The organism is Steroidobacter cummioxidans (assembly GCF_003104955.1).
Genome location: NZ_LSRW01000057.1, coordinates 21,711 through 43,777, shown reverse-complemented (window position 1 = coordinate 43,777; position 22,067 = coordinate 21,711). Strand labels below are relative to the sequence as shown.

The window sequence follows — 22,067 nt, the reverse complement described above, 5'->3', positions numbered from 1 at the left end:
GATTGACAAGCAGTCGGTATCCAACGACATTCGTTCGCGATGGATACCGAACTCGCCCGTACCTTCTTGGTTGTGGTTGCAGCCGGCAGTTTTGTCGATGCCGCTCAGAAACTGCACATCACGCAATCCACCGTGAGCGCTCGTATTCAGCGCCTGGAAGAGCTGCTGGGCGCGGAACTGTTCATGCGTAACAAATTCGGCACTACGCTCACGCCGGCAGGCCAGCAATTTCAGCGCCACGCGGCCTCTCTCACCAGAATCGTCGAACAGGCCCGTCAGGAAATCGGCGTGGTGAGCGGTTTTCGCGCGACGGTGACCGTCGGCGGACGCATCGGCTTGTGGGAAGATCTCCTGCTGCGCTGGATCCCCTCTTTTGCAGCAACCGCGCCCGATGTCGCCGTACGCGCGATCGTCGGCTTCGAAGAGGACCTGATGCAGGGATTGATCGAAGGCCGCATCGACGCGGCGGTGATGTACACGCCGCAGGCACGTCCGGGATTGAAGGTCGAGCTGCTGCTCGAAGAACAACTCGTCATGGTATCGACGCGTCGCAACGCCGCGAGCGTGCCCGAATCGGATTATATGTACGTCGACTGGGGCGCCGAATTTTTCGGCTATCACAGTCTGGCGTTCCCTAATTTCTCGGGGGCTCGTCTCGCAACGAACGTTGGCTGGCTCGGATTGCAGCACATGCTTGCGGCCGGCGGCACCGGATACTTTCCCATCCGCTTGGTCCGGGAGTCGCAATCCCAAGGCAGGTTGCACCGCGTGGAGAACACGCCGGAGTTCCGAATCCAGGCGTATCTCTGCTTTTCGAACAGGATCGAGTCCGCCGCTCTCGAGCTCGCACTGTCAACCATCCGCGCAACCGCGAGCGAGGCGGACGGCGCTCACCATTAGTATCCTCCGCCTGCCCGTATCGGGATATCCGGCGCGGCAGCACTTGCTACTGCCTTCCAGCGTTCAGGCCGGTCTACTCTGCGATCGCGCGCAGCGAGCAGATTCTCGTTCGCGAACGTCCAGTTCGCTAGATGCGTGATGAAAGCGTTCACGTAGTCCACGCGACGATGCCGATAATCAAGAAAATACGCATGCTCCCAGGCATCCAGTGCCAGCAGCGGCGTACTCGGAGCCACCAGCCACGTCTTCGCATTGGAAGTCGCCACGACTCTCAGCCCTTCGCCTTCCAGCACGAGCCAGATCCAGCCACTGCCCACATGCGCCGCAGCGGTCGCTATGAACTGTTCTCGAAATGCGCACTGGCTGCCGAAGCTTGCTTCTAACAGTTCCGCGATCGGCCCGGTCGCCTCGCCGCCACCGGCGGCATGCATGCACGACCAGTAGAAGGAATGGTTCCAGGCCTCCGACGCAGCATTGAAAAGCACGGGCTTGCCCATTTCATGACTGGCCTGCACGATCGTTTCGATCGATGCGGACTCCAGGGGCGTGCGATCGATGAGCGCGCGCGTGCGCTCCACGCAGGTCACGTGATGGCTGCCGTAGTGAGCGACCAGGGTGCGTCGGGAAATATGCGGTTCGAGTCCATCCACGGGATACGGCAGCGGCGGCACAATGACGTTCATGCAATACTCAGCTCGGCACGACCCGACTTAGGATAAAGCCACGAGGCCCCCTGACAAGCGAAAAAAATTCGGCTCTGAGATCACAATCTTCGATGGCTGCTGCCGTCGCAGCTTTCAACTTGAGGAAATCATCGTGACGCCCCTACTGCATCGCCCGGTCTGTGAACCGCTCGGATGTACCTATCCGCTGCTGTTGGCGGGCATGGGCGGCGTGGCGCGCTCGGACCTGGCCGCTGCCGTTTGCGAGGCAGGCGGATTCGGGTTTCTGGGCATGGTGCGAGAGCCAGTTGCACTCATACGCAGCGAAGTCGAGGCGATGCGACAGCGCGGCGTGCATAGATTCGGCGTGAACCCGATCCCGTAGTGTCCAAGAACTCAATCGCACTGAGTTTCGCAGCTTTTCCGGCGAAACACCGACACCGGGAAAGAGCGTGTATCGCCGATATCTCGGTGAAACTCTGCCCTCGCTGTCGTACCCGAACCCCGACCAGTCGACTCGCTGCCTCTATAAAATAAGCTCCCAAAGCCGCCCCGCTTCCAGCCTCTTTGGACCTGTTTCTATAAAATTCCCGTAGCTAAGTTCACGATTTTCCTGATCGTTTAACCTGACTCTGAATCAGTTGGTTATAGGTTCGAGTCCTATACGGCCCACCACTTTTCCCGTTTGAATTCTTCGAGTTACGAAGTCGAGGCGACTACGAAATTCCCGCCTCTATAAAATTCTCTATAAAATTCGTTTCGGCAAAATCGATCTCGGCTCGCAGTTCGGCGCAACAACTTCATAAAGGTGGGCCGGCGAAACGAAGTTGGAATGCACCAACGGCTCGATCAGCTGTTGGCGGATACCTTTATCACGCTTCTCGAACGAAGAACCGTGCGGGATTTTTCACTGTAATCGTGTGTATGTCGCGTTTCGCCACTCCGACCTGTTCCAGATACGGAATTGTTCTGCGGACGGTAAAAAGCATCCCATCCGGATTGATCTTCTCCCGCGCTATGTCGCCGAGTACCCAATCGTTCGAGAAGAACAACCGATCTGCGAAACCCGCTTCAATCAGCTCCTTGATGCATTCAGCCCGCCGCTGCCAAGGAAATTTCTCGCCTGGCGCCATACCCCAGAATGTGTGGTCCATTCCGAGGGTGTATCCACGTTTTAAAAGCCCCGTGAGGTATTCCATATTGTCGGTGCCATCGGAGTGCCCGAGAGACACTCGGCTTGGACTCAACCCCTCGGCCTCAAAGATTTCAACCTGCTTCTCGCCGGCGCGGAGGCGCGAATTGGTATGGGTTGAGATCGGAACTCCTGTCGCCTTGCTGGCTCGGGCCGCCGCTTTGAAAACGTTCTCTTCGGCAAATGTCAGCGTACCGGCGCGCGACGCTACTTTGATCACGCCCGGCTTGATGTCGGTACCATCGATACCCCGTTCGATCTCTCGGACAAAGAGCTCGGAAATCTCCTCCACGCTTCGCGCACTGAGGGCCTCAGGCGCGAACATGTGCTGACCGGTGCACGCAATGATCTGCATTCCGGATTCTCGTGAAATCTCTTCTCGGAAGCGGATATCTCGGCCAATATCAAACGTGGTGACATCGACAACAGTGTCGATGCCGGCGTCCCGTGCCTCCTTTAACTTCTCGATTGCCTTGGCGACGCAGTTTTCCCTACCTCCGTAGACCTTCATCGAGTTTTCGTTGCCCACGTGCTCGTGAGTCAGCGTGAAGCCGAGCTTTGACGCATCGATCGGTCCTAGTACGGTTTGGACTGTGCCCGCAGGCTGGGAATCTGTGCCACTTGGACTACGATTGGCTTTCGATACCCCGATGCTCTTGGCAGATGAGACTGCCAGGACGCCGGCAGCAGCCTGCGTGAGAAATTCTCGACGGTTCGTCAAGCGCCATTCTCCTTAAAGTAGTTTTATTAGCGACCGGTAGGTGGGTGGCGAATTGAGCATTACGCGGCCACAGGCAGCTGATACAACTCACGACAGTGAGATTGCCATGGGTAATCGCCGAGCGCGATCAAATTGCGATCGGTTGGACGGACCGGAGTGACGCCCTTCAACGACGCATGAACCCGGCCGTGATTGTAGTAATCATGGAAGTGGTGCCGCTTCAGTTCGAGATCTCGGGCGCCCACAGCACCGGACCATCGACCACGCCTGGCGGCCACCAGCCCTGGTTCCTCGGCTGAAAGGCGCAACTCGCCCGTGAGCTCAATCCGGCTCGGGATCAGGGTGCGCAGAATCTCCCGCGCTCCTCACTCGGTAGGCATCAGTGGGATTTGTATCCAAGCTCTGCCGAACGATCGGGTGCCTCTATAAAATTGGCGCTGGAGTTCGCATGGTTTCTCGGGTCTTTTGATCATTCTCTATAAAATTCCGCCCGCCAACCAGGCTAGTCAGCTGGTTCAGATTACGACCGTTGAGATTCGCCACGTTTGCCGCGAAACGCTTGCGCCCGGTGCGGACTGACGCTCAACCAGCGCGCCTCTGCGTTTCTATTGAGCCCTATCCGGGCGCTTCGGGCGTGTGTTGAGCAACCCCACGCCGCAGACCGGCATCAGTCCTCCCCCGTCATTGCTCCTTCCGCCTTCCGAAAGCGCTTGACGACAAAATAAGGATACTGATCGGGCTTTTTGAAGGCTTGGCAGTCCGTATCAAACCGGACGCCGTCGTACGTCAAATAGACCGTCTGCGCGTCGAGACGATCGACCAGGATGAATGTGCCGGTGAAGATGTAATCGGTCACCGTAGGGGACTTGAAATTGAGCTTGCTATCGATGATGAGATGGATGCAGTTGCGGTACGCACCGTTTTCCGCTGCATTTTTGTCGTGCGACAAGTACAGGATCGGGCTGCCACCGGAAAGCGTTTTGACGAGCCCCCGCAGTTCGACTTGCACGTCCTCCAAGCTCGCAATGCTGGTTCCTTTGACCGTGCCTGTGTCCACGTCGATATCGTCGGCAAGATAACGCTTGACCACGCTCTCGGACGTCGAGCCGACATGCTGGCAGCCAACCAACCCCGAGGCGATCGCCAGCGTACAGGCCAGCCTATGGGCACGGGCTTTGCGTCGAGGGCGCATTTGATTTTCCTCCTTTGGTCGCTTTTGCCAGATCCAGTACCGCCTTTGCGGTGCCGCGCACGCCCTCCGCGCCCCACTTGCCGTCGACAGCGAACGCGATCGCGCTACCCGTAGAGCTTGGCAATGCCCCGGACGCCCGTCGGGTCCGAATAGGCGTAGACGGTGCCCGCGCCCGCGCCGTCACTCGTGGCGACGACACTGCCCTGATGATCCGCATGCAGCCAGCGCCGATCGGTCAAGCCCGCGCCTTCGTACCAAACCAACGGTTTGTCCACGCCCGCACCGCGCACATAACGTCGCACGGGCGTTGCGCCATGATATTCGGCGACCAACTGATCACCGTCATAGAGATAGCGCGTCGTGACCCCACCACTGCGTTGATCGTAGACGTGCGCCACGCCGCTCACCGTGGTGTACCGGTTGCGCCCGTCACGGGCATAACTCGTCGACTGCGTCGTCGAAAAATAGGCGTAGGCATCATTGGAGAGCCCACGCTCAGTCACTTGGCCTGCGCTGTTGTAGCCAAAGCTGAGGTTCAAGTCTCGCCCGGTGGAGGCCAGATCCTGACTTAAGCTCAACGGGCGCGACGCGGCGTCATAGCCGAACCCCGTCGTCGTGCCGTTGCCGCGGCTGATACTCGTGCGGCGACTGAAAACGTCGTACACGCGCGAGCGTCTTCGCACGTCGCGTTGATGGCATTGTTGGGCTCCTAGCTTTCACGCGGAACGACAAACTGAAGTACCAGATAACGCTCATAGTGCGCCTTATCAGAAGGCAACGGAAGCGGCGCCGCCCTTCTAATTGCCTGCTCAACGGCTCGCTGTAACTCCACCGACGCACACTGCGTGACCTGAAGCTGTAACACATTTCCTTGCTGGTCCTGCTCCACGCGTGCAGTGCATTTCTTTCCGGAATGGTCAGGCGGGTACACCATTTGTCTTTCGACTGCGCTCTTTAGGCTTGACGCATAAGAAACCATCCCCGGTGGAAGTGGCCATCGTTTCGATTGATAGGCACCTTGTGGTTCCGCAGCCCATCCTGCGCAACACCAAAGGAGCAGCATCGTGTATCTGATGTACTTCATGTTGCCCAACGTCTATAAAACTCTCTCACTAAAATTCAGCGGCGCACTGGCGCTTATCTGGCGCGCCCAACTTGACGATTTCCCTGCACACCAACTGACGTTGAAGCAATTGGTGTGACCCTCCCCATCCTGTGTGGCGAATTGAGCGTCACGCGGCCGCAGGCAACTGATACAACCCACGGCGGATAGATCACCATCAATAGTCGTCGAGAACGATCACTTTGCTATCGGCTGAGCAGCGTCATTCAAGCCACCAGCCGGATCGGCCTGATGCCCTGCGCCTTTTCCGCCGCTTCGCACAGGCTCAGCAGCTCGCCTAGAGCGAGCATGTAGAGTTCGTGAAACACGTCGGGCAAGTACCATGCGGCCTCCGCGAGACGCTTTGGCTCCCACTTGTTATCGCGTGGCGGAAGTGATGGGCAGCGGCTGCGCAGATAACCACCGATTGTTTCGCCGACCGTGACAGCCTGCGGAATCCGGTCCGCCTTGGCGAGCACATGCGTTGCCAGCTCCGCGATCTTCAGCATCCAACCGTCGGACAATTGATCTTCTTCATCTTCCTCGAGTGCATTCTGGTGGATGGTGACGGCAGTGGCGAACTCTTCCATGGCCGCGACCTCGCGCCCAAGCCCGCTCAACTCGAGCAAAACAGCGCGGGCGGAAGTAGCCTTCTTGCGCTCAGCGGCCGGCATCGACGCAATGGCATGCTTGATGCGGAGGGCATACAAGCCGAAGCCTTCGGCCAATAGACGCTGGCAATCCATCTGTCGAGCGGTGACCTGCTCCAACTCGCGCCCCAGTTCTTCAGAGGTGCGGGTCGGGCCTCCAAGCGACACTTGTTGTGAGCTTAGCTTCAATGTGGCTGCGATCCGCAACAGTGGCCGGCTCTCTTCAGCATCCTTTGCTTTCAGCCATGCTCGCGTCAGGTCCGGCGAGCGTCTGCGGATCTGATCGATGACTGACTGCCAATCGCTCGGGAGCTGGGGGGCGACGGCTGGTTCGACTAACGACAGAAGCGGCCAGGGCTGAAATTGTCCGTTGAAGAAACGCATCAGCTGTTCGCGCTGTCCCTCGCGTCCTTGTACCAGTCCGAGTATCTCTTCTTTGGCGCGTAACATTCCTTCGTCGAACTTTACTCCCGCATCCCGATAAAAGAGTCGCGTCGCGCGTTCACAGCAACCACGAAAATCCGCGAACAGGAGAGAAGCGGGCGCCGACTCGCGGTACAAGCCGGGCGAGCGCTGCCGTTCGGCATTCTCGATACGCGCTACGTCTGGCGGGTGTGAGTCCCAATACCGCGTTGTGGTCACTTCTTGTAACTCTTCCTGGACTTCTGCGAGGCGCTTTGAGTCGAACGCAGCGAAATGCGCCGCGACTGCTCCTGGCATGTCGCGTAACAGGCGGTTCTCGCGCCAGGCGGCAACGTTCTTGCGGTTGATCTCGACGAACGCATGATTGAGGCCACGCAGGCTGCGCGCGGTCATACGAAACGTGTCGCTGCCGGCGAGCAATGCCTCGTAGCGGTCGGCATCGAATTCCATCTCTCGCGACATGTGTCGGCTGAGCCGGAAACTCACTTGGAACAGCCCGGCCATGAGCAGCCGCGTCCCGGCGATCGCCACCCGTGCCAACCCGGTGCTCACACTCACGAGCCCGGAGAATGCGCCGTCTTCTTTCTCATCCGCCGCGTTGCCCCACCGACGCAGCCTTTGCTCCCATGGGTCTTCACCGTGAGCACAGTGCTCCAGCCACCTGTTTACCGAGTTCACGATGAACGAACACGTCATCCCAGCCCGTTGCGCGAAATGGCCGAACTCGTGAGCCAGCACGCCAACGAACTGCTGCGCGTTCAGTCCGGCCACCAGCGACATTCCGATCGTGAGCACCTTGCGACCGGTGAACAGCCCCTGCCAGCCGTTACGAAAATGCACGGAGGCATTCGCATCCCACGACACCTGGATTTCGCAGGGAGCTGAGACGCCGATGGCTCGACAGAGTGTGCGCACGCCCTCGACGAGACCTGGCTCTTTAGATTGATCGATATTCAGTGTGTCGCTTGCCGGTGGGCTGCGAACAAACATCGGCCTGAGCAGGAATAGCAGGAGCGCGCCACCGACTAGCCCAGGGACGGCATACATGAGGATAATCAAATGCAGGTTGCGCGGCAGGTGCTGGTGGATGTGAGTGAGGTACCAAACCCAAGCGACCGCGATGCCAGCGGTGAGAGACACGTAGAGCGCGGGTATGGCCACGCAGAGCAACGTTACCAGTAGCAAACTGAGCAGATAGCCGGGACTCGTGCGAGGTTTCGGCAGCTTCTGACCTGCAAGTGTGCGCAACGCTGCCAGCGGATCTTGTCGCTCGGCGGTGGCCGCTGGGGTTTGTTTGCTGGGCGTGACCGGCGTCGCTTCTTCGATCACAGCCTTCAGTCCGGCTTGGGCGAAGATACTGACGAGGCGCTCCGCAGCGGCGCGGTCGATATTACGCTTGACCGTGCGCCTCCCCTGCAGCAGGTACGCGGCTTGCTCCGGTGAAAGTTTGAGCTTCGCCCGTAACAGGGCGATCTGATCTTCGGCGCCGATGTCCTTCAGTCGCGTACCGAGGAGCGTAACTTGGAACGTTGGGGTGGTCGCCGCTTGTGTCATGCGCTTGGCCTTCCGGAGCCTACGGGAGAGGCGACCACTCCACTGGCCACCATCCGTTATTGTGGTCCGGCGCGTCTATGAAAAGGTGGTGACCATTTCACAGAATCAGGATTACGAGAGTCGGCGATTGTTGACGCCGCCGTACGCTTGAAAGACACCATTGGCCACCTTGCAGAGATTCGACTTCGCCACACACAAGTCACTGCTGTCACAGCCACTATCGGATCGCCAGGCGCTGCTGGCCGACGTCATCCGGGATACTGGTCATCCTATGCGCTGCCCTGCCCACCGATCCGGACGAGTTCGAAAAGCTACGGGCGATGAAGTTCGAAAGCGTCGTCGCCAAACGCATCGACTCAACCTACCGCGGCGGTGAGCCACGAAGCAGCGCCTGGCAGAAGATGCGGTTCAACCTGGCGCAGGAGTTTGTGATCGGTGGTTATAGGCCGGCGTCCTCGGACAGCATCGATTCCCTGCCCTCACCGTTTTCTGTAAGGGATATCGACAGACAGTGCGGGCAAGATGAAATATTCAATAACAACATCACAGAAGCGAGGATTACGTCACCAATCCTACTGGTTATCGCCCGGTTATTTGTTACAGTTCAAGCAAGGGTGCACTGGAAGGCAAATAAGGGGCTTGTGGCATGAAGCTGGGCAAGACGTTCTGGCCCATGACATTGGCGTCTACGACGGCGCCGATTCGAAGCACTATCTCTCCCTCGGCTATCGCGTGATCGGCATCGAAGCGGCGCCAGATCTCTGTGACAAGTTGCGACAGCTGTTCGCGGATGAGCCACTCCCCCTGTCCATTCTGCGGAAGCCCTGCGACTGGCGATATATGTAACATTTCATTTTAGTGGCGGATGATCACCGCCAACTATGAAATATTGAACAAGAACAGGGTGCAAAGGTTGCGATCATGGAAAAGAGCAAAATCCCTTCACTGGACGGCGCTCGGGCTTTTTCGATCTTTCTGGTTCTCGTCGCGCACCTCGCACTAGTCGAGACGATTCCGTACTCGGCTGAGATTCATGCGACGGACATCGGTAACTTTGGTGTCCGGATCTTCTTTGTTATTTCCGGGTTCCTCATCACGACGCTGCTGCTGCAAGAGTACGCCAGGAACGGGTCTATCTCGCTGCGGAATTTCTATGTGCGCCGGGCGTTCCGAATCTTCCCGGCGCTCTATGTTTTCTTGCTCGTCACCACAGTCCTCGGGCTGCTCGGGCAGACGAGCATAGACATAGCGCACTTGCCCTTCGTCGCCGCGTCGTTTCTCTCGAACTACGCGGAGGGGCAAAGGATTTGGGACCACACATGGTCGTTATCGGTGGAGGAGCAGTTCTACTTGCTGTGGCCGTTTATCCTCGTGCTCGGCGGGTGGCGGTTTGGTTTTAAGTTACTGGTGGCCGCCTTACTCCTCTCGCCACTGTTCCGCGTCGCCATCGATAACGGTTACTGGCCCGGGAGTATTGCACGTTCGTTTGAAGCAAACGCTGATGCGCTCGCGGCCGGCTGTGCGCTTGCGGTGTTTCGCGATCGACTGATGCAGATCAGGCTGTACGCAGGGCTTGTGAACTCTCCGTTTCTACCGCTTTTCGCCGTCGCAACGTTGCTCATAACGCGCCTGACCATCCATGACACGCTCGTCTGGGATCTGCTCAAAAACACGACCTACAACGGGCTGATCATGATGGTGCTGGACCGATACATGCGGCATCCGGGCACGATCGTCGGGGCCATCATGAACTGGAAGCCGGTCGCATACGTTGGCACGATCTCGTACTCGCTCTACCTGTGGCAGCAGCTGGCGATGTTCAACACCTGGAACCTGTCATGGCTGGAGCAGATCGTCTTCTCCTTTGCCGCTGCGATCGCTTCCTATTACCTCGTCGAAAAGCCGTTTCTCCGGCTGCGCAAGCGATTCGAGGTTGCGCCAGCCGCCCTTCAACGCGATGTGCAGGCGGCCTTCCAGGAGCGATAGTGACTGAGAATCTGGCGCTTGGTTTCAGCGATCCTCACTTCGATGTCGTGCTCGCTCACCATGATCGGCCTGACCCAAGAGCCCTCAACTGAGCTTTCGCCGCTTTCCCGGCGAAACTCCAACTACCGACGGGAGAGCCGGTATCGCCGGTAGTTCGGCGGAACTCAGCCCTCGCTATCGAACCTGGCCTCGATCAGCGCGCCCCGCACAGTGCGGGACATGCTGACCGTCACCTTCGGGCCGAAGCGCCAATACAACGCGCGGCCAAGATCACCCCGGGCCTAGAAAGTCTTTCTTGCCGACCTCCACGCCGTTGTGACGCAGAATGTTATAGGCTGTGGTGACGTGAAAATGGACATTCGGCAGCAGGTGATTCATGAGGTAAGGCTGCCCCTGCATGCTCTTGGTGCTGCTACGAGTCTGCCAGGTGATGGTCCTGTCTTCGCTACCATCGACTTGAGCCGGCTGCAGCGATTCCAGAAAGCTGATCGTATTGCGGATACGTAGACCCAACTCCTGGAAGGTCGATTCCTTATCCTCGTAGGACGGAGAATCCACACCTGCTAGGCGACCTGCACCGCTTCGCACCGTGTCAGTCGCAATCTGAACCTGCCGCACCAATGGGAACATGTCCGCGAAGAGCCGGCTGTTCAGGAGCACGGACTCGTCAATCTTTCGCGCCTGAGCGTAAGCAGCACCTTTCTCGAGGATCGCAGCGAGATTATTGAGAGCGCGAATAAAGGCAGGCACCGAGGCTTGATACATCGAAATCGTCATGAAGTTCTCCGAGCGTGGAGAACGCATAGTACCTGAGTGGATCTTGGACTGCCTGCCAGCCTGCGGAAACGTGAATGCCCGCATCTTGCCGCTGAGCACCTGCCCAGAACACGCGAACTCCACGCCGCTCACAAGCGGCTAACTCGATCCAGCCTACGCTGCGTGTGTATGTGTGTGTGTGTGTGCGTGGCGAGTTGAGCATCACGCGGCCGCATCGCTGACTCCGACCCGGCGCCGGTCCCAAAAGAGCCGGAAGCCCGCCCTGTGCCAGCCGATCAACGTCTCCGGCCTTACGACAACCAAAGCAGACCGCCAGTCGAACCAATGCGATAGAAACGTCAACGCCACTCGAGTTGATGCATCGATCCGCTTAGGTTTCACCCCGCGCTCCCGATACAGCGCCAGCTGCCGACGCAGAAAAAGTATCCGCCTCCAGCGACTCGCGTGGCCGAAGCAAGAGCCCGCACCACAGGATCAGATCCCAGGTCAGACGGACGATCATGAAGAGCGCGCTCAGCACGCTATGATCATGCCACAGTTGCGCCCGCCAGCCGTTTCAGAGGACAGATCAAATTTTTGCGGAGGACAACCTTGGTCCCGCCTCGAGAAATCCACCCAAGCTGCCACCGCTGAATTGAGATGGACCTCAATAGCAAATGTTCGTGATGGAAAGAGCAACGTGGAGTTTGCCAGTCTGCGCACTCTCTCAATCAATGGAACTCAGGTAGTCGGCGAGCCGCGGGGCTGACAGCTCGCCCAGGTGGACGCGTCGCAGGCGGCCGTCGCGATCGAAGAACAGTGTCGTAGGCAACCCTGGCGCGCGGTATTCGGTGGCGAGCAAGCCCTCGTCGAGCAGCACATTCTCGATCGGCAAGCGTTGCGCGATCAGAAATCTGCGCACCTCGTCCGCCGTTTCATTCTGATTCGCGAAGACGAAGTGCACATTTTCGTGTTCCGCTTGTGCGGCGGAAAGCACGGGCATCTCCCGTCGGCAAGGAGGGCACCATGTTGCCCATAGATTCAACACGACGGGCTTGCCGACGAAGGATCGCAGCTGCGTTGGCTTTCCATCCAACGTGGAGAGTGTGATGTCAGCGAGCACGGGCGAATGCTCATCGCGCATGATGCTGGCGCCGACGTGCAACAAACCCCAAGCGCTCATGCCGATCAGAAGCGACGCGAGCACACGCCCCGCGCCGACCTCACGGCGTACAGCGAGCCATGCCGCTACAACAAAGGCCGTGGCCATGCCGAGAACCGCGTTCAAGCCCCCGTCCCACACATGGAGGATCTCGAAGAGGTTCTCTCGATAGTGCTGCCCATGTGTCAGCACGTAGGCGATTCGAGCGGCGATCACGCCTGCGAGAATCGACGTCCAAAGGATGGACGAACCTCTCGCCCTCTTCTCCCCACGTAGCATCAGGGCCGTCGCGCCGAACGCGACCAGCACCCCTGCCAACAGGAACAGGCGATGAAGGGAAATGACGAAGGGACCTATGGACATGGGAGGAACTCAGCAGCTACGACCTTCCCTCGACCGAAGCACCGGCGTCACGAACCTTCACCTGGGTTCCCGGCGTCAGAAGCGCATTCGGAGCAAGGATGATTTGCTCGTTCGCGGCGATTCCGGAGAGAACCTCAATCTGGTCGCCCAGATTCCTGCCGATCGACACTTCCCGATACTCCACCGCATCGCCCTTCAGCGTGGCGACCCGTGCACCTCGTGCATCCTGGATTACTGCCGAAACCGGAACCACCATTGCGGGCACTGCGCGGCGCAGCCGGAGGCTGACCGTGCCGAGCATCCCCGCCGGAATACGATTGCCCGGATTAGGCAGGCGCAATTCGACTCGCATTACGCCAGAAGCGGCGTCGATGGCCCGCGCGGAGCGGACCACTTCCGCCTGGAAGCTTTCGCCTGGCAGTTCGGCGAATGTGATCTCACCTTTGAGCCCCTCTTGGATCCGCAACACCGCATTCTGCGGCACATCGACGACGACGCGCAGCGGGTCGAGCGCGTTGATTCCAAACATGGGCTGAGCGCTCACGGCATCGCCGACCACGCGGTCGCCTCGCTCAACGTCGCGGGAAACGACTACACCTGCAAACGGCGCACGCACCATCCGGAACGCCTGACGTTCGCGCGCAGCGGCAAGGCGAGCTTCGGCAGCCGTACGGGCCGCCGCACCTACGCCCAAATTCGCTTTGCGCTCAAGGTGTTTCTCTTTGGAGATAGCGCCCGACCCCACGAGCGCTTCGGCGCGCGCGAAATTCGCTCGCGCCAGCTCTTCATCGGCCTTCGCCTGGGCGAGGACGGCTTCCGCTTCGCGCACAGCCTCATCTATCTCAGGCGCCGAAATGATCGCAAGTACATCTCCTTTGCGAACCGCATCGCCCAGATCAGCTCGGCGTTCGCTGACGAATCCGGTCGCTCGCGCATAAATCCGCGCCGATTCTCCAGCGAGCGCACGCGCCGGCAGCTTCAATTCAACAAAGCCTTCAGTGGCCTTGGCGCGGGCAACCGACACCTCTGGCATGGGCTGGACAACGGCGCTTTCCGCCGCGGTTCGACCACACCCCGTAACTATAGCGGCCGCTGCGATCACGGTGGCGGCATGGATCAAGTGGGATAGCGAGAACGTCATCTAATGGCTCCAGAATCGGCTCCATGAACTACAGAATCGGACTCGACGAGTAAAGTCTCTCGGCCATGGACAACTGTGCGTCGACCCAGCGCCGCGAGAACAGAAGGAACCAACAACAACGTCGCCGGCGTACCGAACAGAAGACCGCCGATCACTGCCCGGCCCAGCGGCGCGTTCTGTTCGCCGCCCTCGCCCAGTCCTATGGCCATGGGCAGGACGCCGAGGAGCATGGCGCTTGCTGTCATGAGCACCGGTCGAAGTCGAACCGCCGCAGCTTCGAATGCGGCCGTCTCGCGATCGTGTCCTCGAGCAACGAGTTCGCGTGCAAAGCTCGTGACCAACACGCTGTTTGCCGTCGAGACGCCAATCACCATCATCATTCCCATGAGGGCGGGAACACTCAGTGCCGTGCCCGTGGCAAAGAGACCGATCGCGGCGCCGGCGATTGCAATCGGCAGGCCGGACATGGCGACCAGAGGCTGGACCCACGACTGGAAATTGATCACCAGCACCAGAAAAACCAGTGCCGCCGACATCAACAACCCGCCGGCCAGCTCGCTGTAAGCGCTTTGCATCTCGCCGGCCTGGCCCACGATTTCGATACGGTTGCCAGGTTTGAGATCACTCTTGAGCTCTGCGGTGATGCGGGTGAGCTCGTCGTGGACCGATCCGAGATCCGTGCCCTCCACGTTCGCCAGAACGCTGATCGTCGGCGCCAGCGTCGTGCGCGCCAGGCTAGCGGGCACTTTGCGGGCGGTTACGGTTGCAACATTTCTCAGAAGCACCGCGCCGCCGTCTCTGCCAATGCGCAAAGGCGCGTTCAAGAGCGCATCGATGTGTGTCGTACTGGGTGCCGGCGCTTGTACCTGCACGGTGTATGCAAGCGCGTTGGCGGTATCGGTCCAGTACACCGGAGTCACGGTGCCGGCCGAGCCGAGCACCGTCAACACCGCGCGTGCAGCCTGTTGTGCATCGATTCCCAGCTGCGCGGCGCGAGTGCGATCGATGTGCAATTGGTACTCGGGTAAATCGAGCACCTGGCGAACCGCAACGTCCACTGCACCCGGGACATTGGTGAGGCGCCGCTCCAGCTCACGCGCCACGAGCAAATTGCCGCGACTGTCGCGTCCGATCAAGCGTACCTCGAACGCAGCAGCAGCCGAACCGGCCAGCGTTCGGCTGGTAGCATCCGGCGGACGTTCGAAAAGCTGCACGTCTGGAAATCGCTCCGCGATCCGGCGACGAATGCGTTTCAGATATTCCTCGCTCGGGCCATGCGGCGTCTGTAGCTGCAGCATCAACTCTGCTTCGAACGATCCGACGACTGCACTATCCACCTGCGCGAGATTCACGGAGTCTGGAATCCCTATCTGTTCGTACACCGTCTGCAGCTCCGCCGCCGGAATGATCTGACGAATTTCGCGCTGTATCTCGGTGAGCCGGGCCGCCGTTTCCTCCAAACGCGTCCCCGAGGGCAGGCGGACCTGCAAGCGCAACTGGCCGGCATCGACGCGGGGAAAGTAGTCCCGGCCGAGTGACAGGGTGGCGGCGACACCTATTGCGAGGACGAACAGCGCACTCATTGCAAGAACACCGCCCCGCTGCCCCAGCGTGCTCAACAATGTTCGATGACGTTCACGCAACGAGTCGAGCGCGTGTTCGACCTTGTGATGGATCCGGAGCAGCACGCTCTCGGCCCAGCGCGGCTTCTCACGACTGCGAAGGTCAGCCGGCAGCAGCAGACTGCACAGCACCGGAATGAGGGTACGCGTGAGCAGGAATGACGCCAGCATGGAGAAGATGACCGCGAGCGCAAGCGGTGTGAACACCCAGGCCGACAGCCCGGTCATCAGTAAGATCGGTGTCAGGACGATGCAGATCGCGACGGTGGACACCATCTCCGGGAAGACGATCTCACGCGCGCTGTCGATGATCGCGGTACGCACGTCCTTGCCCATGGCGAGGTTGCGATTGGTGTTCTCCACGTCGACCAGCGCGTTGTCGACCAGGATGCCGATCGCGAGTGCCAGACCGCCCAGCGTCATCACATTGAAGGTGTAACCGAGCAAGTTGAGCATCGCTATCGACGCGAGCAGCGCAAGGGGAATCGCCGATAGCACGATCAGGCTCGATCGCCAGGAGCCGAGGAAGATCAGTACGACCAACGCGACCAGAAGGCCAACGATCAGGGCCTCGTGCTGAATGGAGCTAATCGCGTTATCGACGAACACCGACTGATCGAAGATTGGTTGAATGCGTGTACCAGGAGGCGCCGAGGCTTCGATCTCGGGGAGGCGTTCGCGCACGGCGTGCACGATCTCCACAGCAGAGGCGCCGCCAAGTTTGATCAGGGCCACCGCTACGGCGCTCGAGCCATCCATGCGAGCGACGTTGGTCTGCAAGGCTGCACCGTCGCGCACCGAGGCAACATCGCCCACCCTTATCAAGCCGTCGTTTCTCGACGTCAGGGGAATGTCGAGAAAGTCGCTCGCGGTTGCCGGGCTCATGTCGAGCGAGATTTGCATTTCCCGGGTGCTCTCGCGAATCGCCCCTGAGGGCAACGTCGGAATGCCGCGCTCGAGTGCGTTGCTGACGTCCGCGGGTGTCAGCCCATATCTCTGTAATGCTGCCGGGTCGAGATCGACCATGATCTGCCGCGCAGCGCCCCCATACGGCAGCGTCATGCGAATGCCGGGTATGGTTTGGATCTGTGAACGAAGCTGTAGGCGCGCGTAATCGTAGAGCTGAGCTTCCGAGAGCGAGTCCGACGACAGCACGAGCATCAACACCGGCGTGCTGGACACATTGTTGCGGATCACGAGTGGTGGCGAGGTTCCCGGCGGCATCCGACGCAGGATCGTTTGGGACACCGACGTAATCTGCCCAAGCGCGCGATCGAGACTCACACTCGGCTGGAACTCGATGCGCACGATGCTGGTCCCATTCAGCGATTCGGAGCGGACCTCCTTGATGTCGTCCACGTTATTCATGATCGCAACTTCGGAGAACGAGGTCAGTTTCGCTGCCATATCGGCAGCCGGCAGGCCGCTGTAGGTCCACACCAGGTTCACCGATGGGATGCCCACCTCGGGCAGGATGTCGGTCGGCATCCGCCGTGCGGCGAGCGTGCCGAACAGCAGAATCAAGATGGCGAGCACGCCGATCGTGTATCGGCGACTCAGGGCGTACTGAACAATCCACATCGTTTGGGTCTGTGCGTGTGTGCGGTATTCGACGACGGCGCCGGTGAGCGCATAGTCGACGACCGCATGAGTTGTGGGTCGCGAACGCGGCCAATGCGCTGCGAGGAGCGTGATCGAAGCGCGTTAACACAGGATTAAGCGAGCCAAGCCGGCTCGATGTCAGCGTTTGTATGCTTGGCTGCGGAGAGAGAAATGCGGATTTTGGTGGTGGAAGACGACGAACTGATCGCTCGCGGGCTAGTCGCGGGACTTCGCTCGTACGGGTTCACGGTCGATCACGTGTCGACGGCCGCGCAGGCGGAACTTTCCTACACGCATGCCGACTGCGACGCCATGGTCCTCGACCTTGGCTTGCCGGACGAAGATGGAATCGCTCTGTTGACGCGCCTGAGGAAAAACCGCAACGACATGCCCGTGCTTTTGCTGACCGCGCGAGACGCCGTGGAAGACCGCATCGGAGGGCTGCAAGCCGGCGCGGATGACTACCTCGTGAAGCCTTTCGATCTTGGCGAGCTTGCCGCCCGGCTGCATGCGCTCATTCGCCGCTCGGGTGGACGCAGTGTGAACTTGGTGGAGGCTGGTCCCTTGCGCTTCGACGCGAGTAGCGGCGAGGCTTGGATGGAGGGAAGATCCGTAGAGCTGTCCCGGCGGGAGGTCGTGCTGCTCGCTAGCCTCATTCAAGCCAGAGGCCGTTGCCTTTCCAACGAACAACTGAAGGATCGTCTGTACGGCATGGAACAGGACGTGGAAAGCAACGCACTCAACGTGCACATCCATCATCTCAGGCGAAAACTGGGCGCGACCGTCGTCGAGACAGTCCGCGGCCTGGGCTATCGCTTCGGTTGGTTCGAACGATGAGCTTGCGCGCACGATTGCTGCTCATCATTGGGGTTGCGCTCGCCGTGTTGTGGTGCGCGGCGGCTGTTTGGATGTTCCGCGATCTCGATCGCGGACTGCAGAGCACGTTGGACGAGCGTCTTGCAATGTCCGCTCGCATGGTCGCGGGACTACTAGCCCAGTCTTCGTTCTCGCTCGATACGGCCTCAACCGGCGCGCGTGATTCGCTCATCGTGCCCGGCAGCCGCACCATGGCCTGTCAGGTGCGCTCTCTGCGGGGCGAAATCATCGCGACGACAAGGGACGCCGGTCACGCGCCATTACAGAGCACGAATCCTGGCTATCGCACCGTGTTCCTGGACGGCCAGAGCTGGCGCACATTCACGCTGCGCACGGAGGGCTTCGACGTCACGACGGCTGATCGCATCGATGAACGCTCCCTGCTGCAACGGAAGATCGCATTGGCCGCCGGAATACCGTTTGTGATCGCAGGTATCGGAGGACTGCTCGCGCTGTGTATCGGCGTTGGGCGCGCACTAGCTCCTGTGCGCCGCCTGCAAGACGAACTTTCCTATCGCGGACTCGATGCAACTGTCCCATTGGCGACCCAGGGGCTGCCCGCCGAACTGAAGCCCCTAGTCGACGCAATGAATGGTCTTCTGGAAAGAGTCTCACGATCAATTCAACGCGAGCGCAGCTTCACGAGCGATGCGGCACATGAGCTGCGTACCCCGCTCACCGGCATCGACACTCATCTGCAAGTGGCCCGCCGCACCTCCGGGGAAACCGCCGTCCGAGCATTGGACGATGCGACTACCGGCGTCGCACGGATGCGAGCAACCCTCGACCAATTACTCATGCTTGCACGCCTCGAGGGCCGCGCATCTTTCGAAGATGGCGAACGTATCACCGGGCAGGAAGCCATCGATCGCGCCCTCGATGCGGCAGGCGGCGATCCCGACCATCGGGTACGGATTCATGGACGCGCCGACCTCGGCTTACTCGACATCCCGGCAGCTATCGCCGTCGTCTCGTTGCGCAATGTCATCGACAACGCCTTGAAATACTCGCCTCGGGATTGCACCGTCGATATCGAGCTGGCAGAGAAAAATGGAGCGACGATATTCCGCATCCGGGACCATGGGCCTGGCATGAGCGAAAGCGAACTGACCCTGGCCGCCGAGAGATTCTGGCGCCGTGCACATATCGGGTCGGGAGTCGGGTTGGGACTTACGTTGGTCAAGAGCATCGTCGAACGGTTCAACGGATCGTTCGAACTCCGTCGGACCCCAGATCGTGGGTTGATCGCGACGCTTCGCCTGCCGCATGGAAAACCGTTATTACTGCGGAACACGACATGGGTGGTGTCAAGATCTCATTCTTCGCCGGACTCACATTTGGCCGGCTAGCAGAGCCTCGAAGAACACCGGATAGAGTGATGAGCGTGACATCACTCGATGATCTTTGGTGAGCGTCACGCGGGCCGCAGGCAGCTGATATAAGTCCGCCGCAGTGAGATCCCGTTCTGTCCAAAAATCGACCAATGCGGTCGCGCTCAGCTCCATACGGCGCTCGTCCGGATCAGAGGCAGCGGAAAGATGCCTCCATCATCGCGGCGGTCTGCGTCGTCGAATTATCTTTACGAACCATAGTAGTGCCGCCGTGGCTGCGCCAGCTCCAGCTGCTGCGATGGTGATACCCGCGACTGCAAAGCTTCCTCGCTCTTTTGTCGCTGCAGCCTTCAGGGCGTGATCGCAAAGGGAATTGCTCGCGACGCTGCGGCCTTTCTCCGATCGCACCAAAGCTACAAAATAGAAACCCGGGATGGGCGGAGAATCGCAATTGGTGGCAACGGGAGCCCACACCTCGGCTACTGTCGATGGCGCACCTCGCCAGGTGCGCATCACGAGTATTCTTGATCTCACCCAGTAGCCGGGGTCCTCGACAACTGCCTCACCTGACGACGCTGTATCAGCCACCGGCTCGTCGGTGCGCTGCGTTGAAATGACCAGACCAGAAAAGACTTCGTCATACTCCTCAACGAATCCAACATCAGCTGAGCCACAAAGACAAGCGACGGCAGTCGCACTGAACGCAAAACCAAAACTGGCAAACGCAAACGTCAGCAGCCTGGCAAGGCAGCGCGACCCTCGGGCCGAAGTTTTGCTATTCATCTGGGCCTGGTCCACGGTCAACATCCTGGAAATCCACCCACGGCGCCACACTTGGCTGCGCGCATGTATCATAACGCCATGAAACATCAATAGCGACGGACTGCCAATACTGATGGACAGCAAGGTACGCATTCCTAAATCAAGTTGGGCTGAGAGCAATGAACATCCGATTGTTTGAAGCAAGATGCGCAGCTTGCCGGGCATCGTTTGCGAAGCCAGAACTGGGCGATTTTGCCTACGGGTCATTCATCTTTACGGGAGTGAGTGGCACCGTGCACGCGTACTTCGAGGCAATTGAAAACCCCGTGTGGAAGCGCGCAGAAGGCTTCGTGCCAACGCTGACGAATGGAATTCAGCGCGGAGACTTCCTTCTCGCCGCTTGCGCCCACTTCGCGGACCCGGTCGGTGGGCAGCGCCTCACCGCAGACCACGTATGTCCGAAATGCCGCTCGCATGAGCTAGCTTCTTGGGCCGGGCAAAGGATGGGCGAAGCCGAAATACCGGAAGCCAGTTTCCGCACATTTCTCTCACTGGCTGAAGCCGATCGACTCCGCGAAATCGCTGAGTTCAAGTCGGGGTTCGAAGCCCAACAATGCGCTGCAAGCGACGCAAGCGAATAGCTCCGGAGAATCCTTCAGGCGAGCGCGGTTAAGACTCTGCCCCTTGTACCTCTATCGCATCCCTTCGTCGAGCGCGCTCGGCAGCCTCACTGTCGCGGCCTAAACACACATCCCAAGCCACGCATATCCTCAGGATGCCGACCCACCAAATACCGTTTGGTAGATGTCTTGAAGCCAGGCACGAGCCTCCTCGTCTGACTCAAACTCCACAAGGGTCAGCTTGTGGATCGGGCTCGCGATGCCGGTGGGGTCGGCGAGTTTTGCCTCCATTTGAGCCTTCAGCGCGCCGACATCGAATCTGGCGTTGCCGCTCTGTACCAGCTCAGCCAGCTCGTGCACTTCCCACCATTCGACGTGGCAGAAGCCTTCCAAAATCATACCCAGCGGCTCAGGCAACGCATCCATCACTATAACTCCGGCTGTGGAATCATAGTATTGAACAACCACTTCCCGTTTGCATCCTGTTTGTAGCGAACCGCGTAGTGTCTGAAAATTCAGGCGTCACGCCGCTTCTCGATGGTAGAAGTTGAGCATTCCACCGAGTCTCTCCCGGCGCTCTACTCGACCACCTAGATTGATATGCCATCAGACTCTCAGCACGATTCCGCGGCCGCTGACCTCGGCATTCCGATCGAAGGCGTGCTATGAGCATCCGTTCTTACGACCGATAACGATGCCAAATAGAAAGGCCGCCACAGCCTTGGAAACAAAAGCCTGTATTTCCTCCGGCCTCGGCGGCGGGCGTATTCCCAAGATGACTGCCAGATGGAGGTTGCCGCGTATCATACCGACGAAATGGTCGGCCGCTGCGCGGCAATCGACCATATCGATCTCCTTTGCGCGCTGCCGCTGCTCCAGCACCTGGGCGAGCTTGTTCGCTACCAGACCCGGACCGCTTTCGTAGAACAGTTTCGCCAGCGCCGGAAAGCGCATCCCTTCCGACACGATGATGCGATAGAGATTCAGTCCCGTCGGCGTCGACAGACGTTCGGCCAGCCCGGTGCCGAATTCGAGGAGCATCTCTTGCAAACTCTTTGATTGGTCGGGCCCGAGCGCGAGCGAGCCAAGCGCGGTTTGCAAATTGTCACGCACGATCGCCGCGAACAACCCCTCCTTGCCGCCAAACTGGTTATACACGTCGCGCTTCGAGCCGCCCGCCTCGGCAATGATCGTATCGATGCTGGCGCCCGCGTAGCCGTGCTTGAAAAAGACTTTGGCCGCGACGCGGAGGATTTTCGCGGAACGCGCGCGACCCGCGACGGAGGCGCGTGGCTTGCTCACGGCGCGGGCTACGGTTCTTGCCCTCGGCATCGATGCTCCTTGGTACGCTACCGTACCATTATTAGAATAGTGTGGTAACGTATCGTACCATATGTCACCGGCGCGATGGACCCGGCCGTCGCGCGACTGTATCGAGCGGAGCACGCCA

The 22,067-nt window shown here is 59.6% G+C and carries 21 protein-coding genes and 1 pseudogene; 8 read left to right on the top strand and 14 right to left on the bottom strand.

The window, feature by feature from the left end:
- Positions 1 to 39 precede the first annotated feature (39 nt).
- Entirely contained in the window at positions 40 to 900 is an 861-nt protein-coding gene (locus D0550_RS24240) for a LysR family transcriptional regulator (RefSeq protein ID WP_116811779.1), read from the top strand.
- Here the strand turns inward: D0550_RS24240 and D0550_RS24235 are convergent.
- Positions 897 to 1,583 (bottom strand): superoxide dismutase, encoded by a 687-nt coding sequence (locus D0550_RS24235; RefSeq protein ID WP_116811778.1) that lies wholly within the window; start codon positions 1,581 to 1,583, stop codon positions 897 to 899. The genes D0550_RS24240 and D0550_RS24235 overlap by 4 nt on opposite strands.
- Positions 1,584 to 1,710: 127 nt before the next feature.
- Between D0550_RS24235 and D0550_RS24230 the strand changes: the two are divergent.
- Positions 1,711 to 1,944, top strand: a pseudogene (locus D0550_RS24230) (nitronate monooxygenase); the annotation flags it as partial.
- Positions 1,945 to 2,434: 490 nt separating this feature from the next.
- On the opposite strand, the gene D0550_RS24225 reads toward D0550_RS24230, so the two are convergent.
- From D0550_RS24225 to D0550_RS37190, 4 genes are all read right to left on the bottom strand, one after another.
- Positions 2,435 to 3,475, bottom strand: coding sequence for a phosphotriesterase family protein (locus tag D0550_RS24225; RefSeq protein WP_116811776.1), 1,041 nt, complete (start codon positions 3,473 to 3,475; stop codon positions 2,435 to 2,437).
- A gap of 667 nt (positions 3,476 to 4,142) precedes the next feature.
- Positions 4,143 to 4,667, bottom strand: coding sequence for a hypothetical protein (locus D0550_RS24215; protein WP_153067320.1), 525 nt, complete (start codon positions 4,665 to 4,667; stop codon positions 4,143 to 4,145).
- 104 nt (positions 4,668 to 4,771) lie between these two features.
- Positions 4,772 to 5,332, bottom strand: coding sequence for a hypothetical protein (locus D0550_RS24210; RefSeq protein ID WP_116811773.1), 561 nt, complete (start codon positions 5,330 to 5,332; stop codon positions 4,772 to 4,774).
- A 44-nt stretch (positions 5,333 to 5,376) separates the two neighbouring features.
- Positions 5,377 to 5,646 (bottom strand): cell envelope integrity TolA family protein, encoded by a 270-nt coding sequence (locus tag D0550_RS37190; RefSeq protein WP_414717334.1) that lies wholly within the window; start codon positions 5,644 to 5,646, stop codon positions 5,377 to 5,379.
- Between the two features lie 85 nt (positions 5,647 to 5,731).
- Between D0550_RS37190 and D0550_RS35005 the strand changes: the two genes are divergently transcribed.
- Positions 5,732 to 5,869, top strand: coding sequence for a hypothetical protein (locus D0550_RS35005; protein WP_161966018.1), 138 nt, complete (start codon positions 5,732 to 5,734; stop codon positions 5,867 to 5,869).
- A 127-nt stretch (positions 5,870 to 5,996) separates the two neighbouring features.
- On the opposite strand, the gene D0550_RS24200 is transcribed toward D0550_RS35005, so the two are convergent.
- A complete protein-coding gene (locus tag D0550_RS24200) occupies positions 5,997 to 8,396 on the bottom strand; it encodes a M48 family metallopeptidase (protein ID WP_116811771.1) in 2,400 nt (799 codons plus the stop codon).
- Between the two features lie 320 nt (positions 8,397 to 8,716).
- Here D0550_RS24200 and D0550_RS24195 point away from each other — a divergent pair, with 320 nt between their 5' ends.
- Positions 8,717 to 9,046, top strand: a complete 330-nt coding sequence (locus tag D0550_RS24195) for a hypothetical protein (protein ID WP_116811770.1) — start codon at positions 8,717 to 8,719, stop codon at positions 9,044 to 9,046.
- Positions 9,047 to 9,317: 271 nt separating this feature from the next.
- A complete protein-coding gene (locus tag D0550_RS24185; RefSeq protein WP_116811768.1) occupies positions 9,318 to 10,382 on the top strand; it encodes an acyltransferase family protein in 1,065 nt (354 codons plus the stop codon).
- A 270-nt stretch (positions 10,383 to 10,652) separates the two neighbouring features.
- On the opposite strand, the gene D0550_RS24180 is transcribed toward D0550_RS24185, so the two are convergent.
- From D0550_RS24180 to D0550_RS24165, 4 genes are all read right to left on the bottom strand, one after another.
- Entirely contained in the window at positions 10,653 to 11,159 is a 507-nt protein-coding gene (locus D0550_RS24180; protein ID WP_116811796.1) for a DUF1993 domain-containing protein, read from the bottom strand.
- A gap of 706 nt (positions 11,160 to 11,865) precedes the next feature.
- Positions 11,866 to 12,663 (bottom strand): TlpA disulfide reductase family protein, encoded by a 798-nt coding sequence (locus D0550_RS24175; protein WP_116811767.1) that lies wholly within the window; start codon positions 12,661 to 12,663, stop codon positions 11,866 to 11,868.
- 16 nt (positions 12,664 to 12,679) lie between these two features.
- Entirely contained in the window at positions 12,680 to 13,696 is a 1,017-nt protein-coding gene (locus D0550_RS24170) for an efflux RND transporter periplasmic adaptor subunit (RefSeq protein ID WP_241520904.1), read from the bottom strand.
- A 104-nt stretch (positions 13,697 to 13,800) separates the two neighbouring features.
- Positions 13,801 to 17,007 (bottom strand): efflux RND transporter permease subunit, encoded by a 3,207-nt coding sequence (locus D0550_RS24165; protein WP_116811765.1) that lies wholly within the window; start codon positions 17,005 to 17,007, stop codon positions 13,801 to 13,803.
- 192 nt (positions 17,008 to 17,199) lie between these two features.
- Between D0550_RS24165 and D0550_RS24160 the strand changes: the two genes are divergently transcribed.
- Positions 17,200 to 17,865 (top strand): response regulator, encoded by a 666-nt coding sequence (locus tag D0550_RS24160; protein ID WP_116811764.1) that lies wholly within the window; start codon positions 17,200 to 17,202, stop codon positions 17,863 to 17,865.
- Positions 17,862 to 19,253, top strand: a complete 1,392-nt coding sequence (locus D0550_RS24155; RefSeq protein WP_116811763.1) for an ATP-binding protein — start codon at positions 17,862 to 17,864, stop codon at positions 19,251 to 19,253. Before D0550_RS24160 ends, D0550_RS24155 begins: the two co-directional genes overlap by 4 nt.
- On the opposite strand, the gene D0550_RS35000 is transcribed toward D0550_RS24155, so the two are convergent.
- Positions 19,236 to 19,409, bottom strand: a complete 174-nt coding sequence (locus D0550_RS35000; protein ID WP_161966016.1) for a hypothetical protein — start codon at positions 19,407 to 19,409, stop codon at positions 19,236 to 19,238. The two genes, D0550_RS24155 and D0550_RS35000, sit on opposite strands and share 18 nt — an antisense overlap.
- A 42-nt stretch (positions 19,410 to 19,451) precedes the next feature.
- Positions 19,452 to 20,150, bottom strand: a complete 699-nt coding sequence (locus tag D0550_RS34680; protein ID WP_161966015.1) for a hypothetical protein — start codon at positions 20,148 to 20,150, stop codon at positions 19,452 to 19,454.
- A 26-nt stretch (positions 20,151 to 20,176) separates the two neighbouring features.
- Between D0550_RS34680 and D0550_RS34995 the strand changes: the two genes are divergently transcribed.
- Entirely contained in the window at positions 20,177 to 20,638 is a 462-nt protein-coding gene (locus tag D0550_RS34995) for a hypothetical protein (RefSeq protein ID WP_116811762.1), read from the top strand.
- A 129-nt stretch (positions 20,639 to 20,767) separates the two neighbouring features.
- On the opposite strand, the gene D0550_RS24145 is transcribed toward D0550_RS34995, so the two are convergent.
- Both D0550_RS24145 and D0550_RS24140 read right to left on the bottom strand, forming a co-directional pair.
- A complete protein-coding gene (locus tag D0550_RS24145; protein ID WP_116811761.1) occupies positions 20,768 to 21,043 on the bottom strand; it encodes a hypothetical protein in 276 nt (91 codons plus the stop codon).
- Positions 21,044 to 21,280: 237 nt separating this feature from the next.
- Entirely contained in the window at positions 21,281 to 21,919 is a 639-nt protein-coding gene (locus tag D0550_RS24140) for a TetR/AcrR family transcriptional regulator (protein ID WP_206606508.1), read from the bottom strand.
- Between the last annotated feature and the right edge of the window lie 148 nt (positions 21,920 to 22,067).